The 9,184-nt window shown below is 45.5% G+C and carries 8 protein-coding genes; 3 read left to right on the top strand and 5 right to left on the bottom strand.

Annotation, left to right across the window (positions count from 1 at the left end):
• A partial coding sequence (locus tag A4E54_RS14690; protein ID WP_286726559.1) for a hydantoinase B/oxoprolinase family protein occupies positions 1 to 1,071 on the bottom strand: 1,071 nt, incomplete at its 3' end.
• Positions 1,061 to 3,031 carry a hydantoinase/oxoprolinase family protein gene (locus A4E54_RS14685; RefSeq protein ID WP_286726556.1) on the bottom strand — a complete coding sequence of 657 codons (1,971 nt, stop codon included), beginning with the start codon at positions 3,029 to 3,031 and terminating at the stop codon, positions 1,061 to 1,063. The genes A4E54_RS14690 and A4E54_RS14685, both read right to left, overlap by 11 nt.
• A 135-nt stretch (positions 3,032 to 3,166) precedes the next feature.
• On the opposite strand from A4E54_RS14685, the gene A4E54_RS14680 reads away from it, so the two are divergent.
• Together A4E54_RS14680 and A4E54_RS14675 are read left to right on the top strand one after the other, a co-directional pair.
• Positions 3,167 to 3,850, top strand: a complete 684-nt coding sequence (locus tag A4E54_RS14680; protein WP_240082437.1) for a DUF421 domain-containing protein — start codon at positions 3,167 to 3,169, stop codon at positions 3,848 to 3,850.
• 21 nt (positions 3,851 to 3,871) lie between these two features.
• A complete protein-coding gene (locus A4E54_RS14675) occupies positions 3,872 to 4,252 on the top strand; it encodes a DUF4363 family protein (RefSeq protein WP_240082436.1) in 381 nt (126 codons plus the stop codon).
• Positions 4,253 to 4,318: 66 nt separating this feature from the next.
• Here the strand turns inward: A4E54_RS14675 and A4E54_RS14670 are convergent, their stop codons facing one another.
• Positions 4,319 to 4,471, bottom strand: coding sequence for a hypothetical protein (locus A4E54_RS14670; protein WP_286726553.1), 153 nt, complete (start codon positions 4,469 to 4,471; stop codon positions 4,319 to 4,321).
• Positions 4,472 to 4,695: 224 nt separating this feature from the next.
• On the opposite strand from A4E54_RS14670, the gene A4E54_RS14665 reads away from it, so the two are divergent.
• Positions 4,696 to 5,931 (top strand): IS4 family transposase, encoded by a 1,236-nt coding sequence (locus A4E54_RS14665; RefSeq protein ID WP_286726552.1) that lies wholly within the window; start codon positions 4,696 to 4,698, stop codon positions 5,929 to 5,931.
• A 356-nt stretch (positions 5,932 to 6,287) separates the two neighbouring features.
• Here A4E54_RS14665 and A4E54_RS14660 read toward each other — a convergent pair whose 3' ends face one another.
• Both A4E54_RS14660 and A4E54_RS14655 read right to left on the bottom strand, forming a co-directional pair.
• Entirely contained in the window at positions 6,288 to 7,232 is a 945-nt protein-coding gene (locus A4E54_RS14660; RefSeq protein WP_286726551.1) for a hypothetical protein, read from the bottom strand.
• Between the two features lie 471 nt (positions 7,233 to 7,703).
• Positions 7,704 to 8,072 (bottom strand): hypothetical protein, encoded by a 369-nt coding sequence (locus A4E54_RS14655; protein WP_286726549.1) that lies wholly within the window; start codon positions 8,070 to 8,072, stop codon positions 7,704 to 7,706.
• Positions 8,073 to 9,184 lie beyond the last annotated feature (1,112 nt).

Raw genomic sequence — 9,184 nt, 5'->3', positions numbered from 1 at the left:
CCTGTGGGGAACCGCCTGCGCCAGGGCGCCCAGCACCACGTCGGTGATCCTTTGGGCGGTGTTGATGTTCGCGTGCGCGACAGGCGCCGGGAAACAGGGGGCGACCAGCGTGCCGGCCGGGGTGATCACCTCCACTACCCTGGCTACGCCCTCACTGGCGGGCAGTTCGGGGTCGGCCACGGCTTTGACGGCGAAAAAAACACAGGCCAGGGCAACGCCCCTGGTGGCGTTGACGGGGCCTTTCACCTGCGGGCTGGTGCCGGTGAAGTCAACCTGAATGCCGCCGCCGTCGATGCGCACAGAGGCGGTGATTTTGATCAGGTCGCTGCTGATACCGTCCCCCTCCAGGTAGTCAGCGAATTGATAAGTGCCGTCGGGAATATCTTTTAACGCCGCCCGGAGTCTCCGCTCCGTGTAATTAATAATTTCTTCCATGTATTCTTTCAGGGTTTCCGATCCGGTTTTTTGTTCCAGTTCCAGCAGCCTTTTGCATCCGACCTGGTTGGCGGAAAGCTGGGCCTGTATGTCGGCGTAAAACTCATCGGCGGTCCTGACGTTGTGAGCCAGCACTTTTAATATGTCGGCGTTGATTTGCCCCCTGCTGCTTATTTTCACGGGGGGTATTCTGATGCCTTCCTGGAAAATCTCCGTGGCTGAAGTGGACATGCTGCCGGGCACCGATCCCCCCATGTCCACATGGTGAGCCAGGTTGGCGACGATGGCCAGCAGGCGGTTCCCGGCAAAAACGGGGGAGATGACGCACACGTCCGGCAGGTGTGAGCCGCTGACGTAGGGATCATTGATCATTACTGCGTCGCCCGGGGCCAGATTTTCCGGCGGAAAAATTTCCAGCACTTTTTTTACTACAGTGGGCATCAGGCCCAGGTGTAAAGGGATGTGTTCGGCTTGGGCGACCAGATCCCCGGCCGGGGTGTATATTGCCGTGGAACAATCCCGGCGGTCTTTGATATTGGGAGAGAGAGCCGTGCGGGTGAGGGTGACTCCCATTTCTTCCGCCACTGACTGCAGGGCGTTTCGAAGCACTTCCAGGGCAACAGGGTTAGTCTTCATATTGCCGCACCTTCGTTTCAATGAGAATGTTGCCCCAGCGGTCACAGTAAACCCGGTCGCCGGGCCAGAGCAAAGTGGTGGTGTCGGCCTGGGTAATGACGGCCGGGCCCGCGGCACGCCAGCCGGGGCCAATCCGCTGCCTGGCGTATACCGGCACCTGGTGGTATGCTCCGGAGAGGTAAACCTGTCTTGTCCCCAAAGCGGTTGCTTCTTGGGCTCCGGTATGCAGCTGGGGTGATATCTTCGGCAGGGCGCCGGCGGTGGTGAGTCGCAAAGTAACGATTTCCACCGGCGCCTTTTCCCTGCAGTAGCCGTAGTTTTGCTGGTGCAGGCGGTGAAAACGCCTGATAATGATTTGGATATCCGCTTCTATCAATGAGTTGCCCGGGATGGAGAGAGTTAATTCATATGATTGTCCCTGGTAGCGAATGTCCAGAAACCTGCTGAAGCTCATTTCCGGTTCCGCGAATCCTTCCCGGGCCAGATCCTCTCGTCCCTGTTCGTTCAGCCGGGCAAATTCGCCGTTGATCTCCGCGCAGACGGCAGGCGTTAGATTGACAATATGGGTTAAAGAATAGTCGTGCCGCACATCGGCCGACAGCATTCCCCACGCGGAGGCGACGCCGGGGTGGGGGGGTACCATGATGCGGGGAATACCCAGATCCCGCGCCAGTTCCACAGCCTGCAGAGGGCACGCGCCGCCGAACGGCGCCAGAACGAAATCCCGCGGGTCGTATCCTTTTTGCACCGACACCAGCCGCATGGCCCGGACCATGTTGGCGTTAACCACCCTGATGATCCCTTCTGAAGCTTCTTCAAGCGTCAGTCCGAGAGGACCGCCGATTTTTTCTCCGACAGCCCGGGCGGCTAGTTCCGGTTTTAACGTTTTTACACCGGTCAGATCGGCCGGGTCCAGCCTTCCTAAAAGCAAATTGGCGTCTGTTACCGTGGGCTCTTCGCCGCCCAGACCGTAGCCGGCTCCGATGGTATGAATGTCCAGCATGGGCAGCCGCAGCGGGTAACCGCCGACAGAGCCTTCCGTGGTGAAACGCGATTTGCCGTTGTGAATCAGGCATATATCCATACTGGTGCCGCCCATGTCGGCGGTGATCAGATTTTTGTTGGCGGTCAGGCCGGCCAGGTAAACGCCTGCCAGCACACCGCCCGCCGGGCCGCTCAGCGCGATGCGGGCGCTTTGCTCCCGCGCCTGGGGAGCGGTGAGCACACCTCCGTTTGACTGCATAATAAATAACTCGCTTTTGACACCGGTGGTGGTTAAATCTTTTTCCAGCAGGCGGATATACTTGTCCGTCAAAGGCTTGACCAGCGCGTTGATCACTGTAGTGCTGGTTCTTTCGTATTCTCTGAATTCAGGCAATATTTCAGAGGATATGGTGACGGACAGGTGCGGTAAATGTTGTTTTATGGCGTTCTTAAGCGTGATTTCATGGACCGGGTTGATATATGAATGCAGCAGGCAAATCGCCACCGACTCCACACCGGACTCTTCAACTTGCACGATTACGGACTGGATTTCTTTTTCCGCAAGAGCGGCCTGCACAGTGCCGTCGGCCAATACCCGCTCGTTTACTTCCAGCACCAGATGGCGGGGCAGCAGGGGCGGCGGCTTGATAGCCCAGAAGTTGTATAAATGGGGGCGGTTTTGCCTTCCGATATAAATGATATCTCTAAAACCCTTGGTGGTAATGAGGGCCAGACGCGCCCCTTTTCGCTCCAGGATGGCGTTGGTGGCTACTGTTGTGCCGTGCAGGATAAAGTCAATCTGGCCGGGGTCAATCCCTGCTTTTTGCACGATGTTTTTTATCCCCGCCAGCACGGCCCGGGAGGGATCTGCGGGAGTTGACGGTTCTTTGGCGATATGGAACTCGCCGTTTTCCCCCATCAGGCAAAAATCCGTAAAAGTGCCTCCGGTGTCGATGGCCAGCTTGTATCTAGTCATATGGGACCTCCTGGCAATTAAGGTGCGGTTTATATTTATGAAATATTATAAAACATATTGGCACAAATAGGCAAAATATAATTAATTTCGCTGAGAAATAATATGTAGAAAAATAACAGTCGCGGGAAGGATAATATGCTGCTCGGAATTATACGTACAATAATTCTATTTACTGTGGTGGTTATTGGCTTGAGGTTGATGGGAAAGAGGCAGATCGGCCAGCTCCAGCCATATGAACTTGTGATTGTGATTATGCTTTCAGCCTTGGCGGCAATTCCGATGGAAAATACCGGAGTACCGCTGACCAGCGGCCTGTTCCCGATTTTTACTTTGTTGGTGGCCCAGGTTGCCCTGTCTTATGTCGCTTTAAAAAGCGAGCGTGCCAGGGGGATAATCTGCGGCACTCCCAGTGTGCTGATAGAAAACGGAAAGATTGTTGAGAAAGAACTATACCGGCTTCGTTACAACATCAATGATTTGCTGGAGCAGCTCAGAGCCAAAGACACGCCTAATGTCGCCGATGTGGAGTTTGCCATTTTGGAAACAAGCGGCAAATTAAGTGTTATTCCAAAATCACAGAAAAGGCCCGTCGTACCGGCGGATATGAATTTGCCGACGAACTATGAAGGCATGCCGGTTACATTAGTAATTGACGGCTACGTGTTTCAAAAAAATCTGGCTAAAATAAACCTTGATAAAAACTGGTTGGAAGCAGAGTTGAAAAAATTCGGCGTGAACAACCTTAAGGAAGTTCTTTTCGCCAGTCTCGACACCGAGGGAAAGCTCTTTTATCAGGTAAAGTCAAAAGTGAGCCAATAATTTTTAACAGGAGTTTTAATTATGAGACTGTTGTCGGCTTTATTAATCATCTTCACAGCTGTAATCGCCTTGGGATTCTGGACGAATCACCGGCTGCAGGCGTCCGCCGACGAATTGATGCGGAATATTGAACAAATAGAACAAAGGCTTGAAAGCAATCAATGGGATGAGGCTTACGCGCGAACTGATGAATTGGAAGAAACCTGGGAAAACAAAGCAAAATGGTGGCCTACTGTGCTGGACCACCAGGAAATTGACAATATTGAATTCTCCATGGCGAGGATCAAGGAGTATATAGCGAGGAGAGATACCGCGCTTTCCTGGGGGCAGTTGGCGGAGTTGAAGTTAATGATTAACCACATTCCGGAGAAGGAAGCCATAAGACTGAAAAATATATTATGATTATACTGCGTTTTCTTTTGCTTGCTCGGACTGTGTTGTAAAAAAAGCGTCCAACTTATCTGGTGATTAAACGTGAACGTCAAGACCACCGCTTGGCAGGTAATTGTTTTTGTCTTTTGACAATTCAACAACGATATCCCCATGCAATATTTGATCTATGTTATACCTGATGATGATTTCGCCGCTAATATTGTTTTCCTCCAGCGTATCTATTTTCATAAAAGGACATAATCTCACATATTTGGATTTGTCGGTAGATATATCTTCCTCAAGGGTATGTATTATTCTGTTGTCGTTCAGTAGCGATGCAAAAACAAAACTCCAACTTGTCAATCATTAAAATACTACGAGAAACAAAGAAAAAGCACGCTCCTGCAAAAAAAATCCTTATAATAGAGATAGAGGGTAGTCCTTGCCCAAATCTCTAAAATAAGGAGATTCTTATGCAGGACAAGGATACCACGAAATCCACATTTGATCAATTGTTTGAGCCAATTTTCAACGAGCAATTCTCTAAACAGATCGAGAGCACAGGGGATGATAAGTACGTAAAGAAATTAAAAACTTCACAGCTAATCGCCATTTTAGCCCAAGCACAGTTGGAGAAGCACCATGGTTTGCGGGATATCAGCAATGGCCTCAATAAAAGTGATTTTAGCCATGCGGTCGGACTTGAGTCCATCAGCGCATCCCAGATTTCCCGCAGGTTGAGGGATTTAAAAACAAAAACTGTTCAGGCACTGTTTAAGAGCAGCATTATTGATGTTGGCAAAAAAACCGGTTTCCAGACTATTAGACAGCAGTTAGGCCGCCTGAGCCTCATTGATTCTTCAACCATAATTCTGTGTCTGTCTAAATACCCATGGGCTCAATTTAGGAAAACCAAAGGCGGTGTGAAATTACACCTGCGCCTATGTTTTGAAAATGAAGCCCTGCCGGATGAAGCCGTTATTACACCTGCCAAACCATCCGATAAAACCCAGATGGACGCCTTGGTGGTAGAAGAAGAGGATGTTCTGAATGTCTTTGACAGAGGTTACCTTGATTACAAGAAATTTGACACCTACTGCAAAAACGGTACCCGGTTTGTCACCCGTTTAAAGAGTAACGCCATATACGAAGTAGTTGCTAATAATCCGGTAGACCCCTCAACCCCAATCAAAAAAGATCAAGTTGTTTACTTAGGTGCAGGCAACAACCGGATGAAACACCTGCTCAGGCTTATTGAAACCGAAGATACTCATGGTAAGCGGGTAATAATTGTCACCAACGACTTCAATCTAAATGCTTTAGAGATTGGCGATATTTACCGCCACCGCTGGCAGATAGAACTGTTTTTTAAATGGATTAAACAGCATTTGCACATAAAACATCTTTACGGTACGAGCCAGCAGGCTGTGGAAAACCAAATATTTATAGCGCTAATCACCTACTGCTTACTGGTACTGCTGAAGCTGCAAACGGGCTATAATGGGCGGCTGCTGGATATTAAGAGACTGCTTGATGCCTGTCTTTATGAACCTTTTGCTAATTTCATAAAAAAGCTTTACCGTGATCCTCAAAGAACTTCAAGAGGCCGGCGAAGTATCGACCATGAAGCAATCTATCAAGAAACCGTAAGGCAAGTAATGGTAGGAGAAGCAGACCATCTTTACACTTTGACCTTTGATTTAATTTAGTAAACCTAATCACTGTAAAAATGTGGATGAGGACTACCTGTTAACCCCCCACTTCCTCTGGCAGGGCTGGGAAAGGTTATATGGTTGTATACACCATTTTATACTTATATTAACATAAGCGTTTTTCACAAATATTCGCTTGCGGTTGATTTTTATTTTTTATGCAACGCTACTGGTTGTCGTTAATAAAACTAAATTTCACTGATATATTTTTAAATACATCTTCCAAGTCCATCACCAAATAAATATAATCATCGTTATATGTAAATTTGCGCACAGTGTTCAGCGGTGTATGCCTGCCATGGATGATTTTTGAGCATGTTGTATACCTATAAATTCGCACCGACAAATACCATCTACTCCGCTTGTGGCGGGCTAGCTGAAGTTGAGCTTAACTTATCATTCGACAATGATTTTTGCGCAATTACCGCGTCTCCATATGCTTTCCACAGCAACCCGCCTTCAACTCCATTAATTTCCTCTCCATTAAGTTTCTCCAGCATTGTATTTAATGAATTGTATGGATCAACTCCGTCCGCGTCAGGAGCAATTAATATTTGTGATTCTGTTTCGGTGTATATCTTCATTGTTGAAAATATATTTCTTAGCCTTTGCAATTCCGCTTCAGGGTTGGTAGTTTCTTTTTGCTTTAAAGCTTCTTCAGTTTCAGTAATAATATTTTCTAGTTGTGATGTTTCTCCGGTTTTACCGGTTTTCTCCGGCTGTGGTCTTAGATTAGATACACGACCTAGAGGGGTAGGCACTATTACTATCTTTAGCCATTCACCATGAAATTTTTCTTGGTCGGCCGTAGCCGCGACACTGTACCATACTAACCCAACACCGGGTCCGTCGGGTGCTCTTGATTCTTGCGCAGCCACTGATGTAGTAAATCCATGCCATTCCTTATCTCCACTATCCACTTTTGGTAGTCCGACGGTCTTACTGCTTGCGCCAAGCCGCCAGTTGCCCCATCCCTCTTCTGACGCTTCATTCACTTTTGATAATGCGCTAAACGGCCCAAATTCTGAGGATGCGTCCACTCCGGGTTTTTGTAATTCACTGGCGCTGCCATCCTCATAAGTCCATACCACCCCGACCGTATCTATCCCGTTTGTTCCATATGAAGACAATTCCGGGTTATCAAGTATGCCAAGCCCGACGTTATCTTTAGTCCGAATAGCATTGGTCAAAGTTTCCAAAAGCGAGGCATCTTTTATATAATTTTTTAAAAAATCAGTAGCGTTTTTTATCATGGCGTCTCTTGCCAGTTCCTGACTCGCGTAACTTTCAACTTTCAACTCGGATCAACTCCCTGGAAATTAAAATTTTATGTGAATAGTCCCATTTATATGGTTGCTGGTCGAATTTAGTAACTATTTTGTTTATGCCCTCGAATGGAATTATTCTACACAGAAGTAATAATTCCTTTAAACTGACAAAATAATTCTGGATTATTTTTCATTGTTGATGACATTTATTTAACAATATAACCGTTTTATAGTGAGATTGAGCGCTACTTTTGGTACCGGCCAGGGGCTTGCAGAGAAATTTGCAAGCCCCTTTTTGACCAACCTACGATAATATTTACCAACCTGCCGCGAATTAAGAACTAATTCTGGAATCGTTCAGTCTAATCGTTTTTGTAAGGCTTTGACCATTCACGTTGACCGTTACGCTAATATCCACCGTGTGAGTTGCGTGCGGGTATGTGGTAAATTTTAATAAAGTGTCCGGAAAAGCCGACGTACTGGTATTGTATAAAGGAGTATCTACATTACCATTACTAGTAAATACAGCACTTGAACCATAGGTATAGTTAGACTTGTAAACATACCGCCGCTGGGTGCGATCGATACATACCAGGGAGTATATTGACTACTAACAACGCTTAGACCAAGTTGATAAATAACATTGCCGTCGGAAGTGCCAAGACTTTTCATATATGGATAGATATTTATGCCGGAGACATCATTTATTACTTGATAGGAAGGGCTAAAGTATCCTGACATAGGGGTCATATCTCCATTATCATTCGGTGGGCTGCTATTGAAAGCAAACGCTTTTTCCGTTGCCGCGCCACTAAAAAGGCAAAGCAAAAGGGCCAGTCCGATAACATAACAATAAATCGACTTTTTCATTCTTTTACTTACCCCTTTCATTAATTATTAATCATTTGTTAGCTAGGTACACATCCTTGAGTCTTGATTTTCGGAGGCACACGGATCTTTTCTTGTTTTTTTGCAACCACTCAAATTCACCTCCCTTCCAGGTTCGATTAATTTCGAGAAAACTTAAAGCCTTCTCTAATCGGAATTTCTTTTGTAATAACAGCAACGGAAGAACCCTGACTTTTCAGTGCTGTCCTAAATATGGAGACTGTCATAATATTTCCTTGTTTGCCAAAATATTCTTGGATTTCTATTAATTATTATAGCACTCAAGCCATGAGAACAATATCGAACTATGTTAATCAATAAAAATTTTTTTAATCTGTATCAATTTTTGTCGTTATATAAAAATAACTAAAACCGCTTCTCATGATAGCAGGGTGTTATTGAGGCACCAATGTTTAGAAAGATAATCGCCAATCAAGATTGCTTGCATCTAGGCTATAAAGTCCATGTATACCAAAAATACTGCTTTAGAAGCAGTGAAATTAGTATCAATAGTTTTGGAAATGTAACTGCGGTAGTTATGTGGCTGGAATATTGGAAAAGTTTAAAAAGATGCAGCAAAGCCGCAAGATTTATACTTTATATGCAAATTTTTAAAGATAATTGGGAAATATGGCTAAATAAATAATTTATTTAATGTTTATATATTGATAATGGTCAATATTAGGAAAGGTGGTTATATTTTTTACCCCAGTGCTTTCTTTACACCAAAACTAATATTTGATATACTATTTATATAGGGTATAAGAATGATTCGTAATAACATGAGATTTAGTTTCATTGTTGCAATGCAATGAATCAATTTAGGGTTGTACATATCAGCTCCTTGTGCTGTTGCCATCATTATTCTAATTTAATAATCGGTTAGTTGTTTTCCTCCTTATCTATTTGTATATTCAGAAGAAATTTTCCCGAGGGGGTATTGTTTTATGAAAAATGACAACTTGGAAAAGATCGAAGGAAAAATAATTGATGGATTGTGTGCCATAGCTGAAAAAAATAACTTTATTGAACCTGAGTTATTCAGTAAATATAACGTAAAAAGAGGGCTGCGTGATTTAAACGGGAAGGGCGTG

It is taken from the genome of Pelotomaculum sp. PtaB.Bin117, assembly GCF_002067195.1.
GTDB classification, from domain to species: Bacteria; Bacillota; Desulfotomaculia; order Desulfotomaculales; family Pelotomaculaceae; genus Pelotomaculum_D; species Pelotomaculum_D terephthalicicum.
This window is presented reverse-complemented; position numbering and strand designations above follow the sequence as displayed.

Excerpts from the sequence above, each read along its gene's own strand:
- A4E54_RS14685 (WP_286726556.1), bottom strand. The coding sequence starts at position 3,031 with ATGACTAGATACAAGCTGGCCATCGACACCGGAGGCACTTTTACGGAT.
- A4E54_RS14680 (WP_240082437.1), top strand. The coding sequence starts at position 3,167 with ATGCTGCTCGGAATTATACGTACAATAATTCTATTTACTGTGGTGGTT.
- A4E54_RS14675 (WP_240082436.1), top strand. The coding sequence starts at position 3,872 with ATGAGACTGTTGTCGGCTTTATTAATCATCTTCACAGCTGTAATCGCC.
- A4E54_RS14670 (WP_286726553.1), bottom strand. The coding sequence starts at position 4,471 with ATGAAAATAGATACGCTGGAGGAAAACAATATTAGCGGCGAAATCATC.
- A4E54_RS14665 (WP_286726552.1), top strand. The coding sequence starts at position 4,696 with ATGCAGGACAAGGATACCACGAAATCCACATTTGATCAATTGTTTGAG.
- A4E54_RS14655 (WP_286726549.1), bottom strand. The coding sequence starts at position 8,072 with ATGAAAAAGTCGATTTATTGTTATGTTATCGGACTGGCCCTTTTGCTT.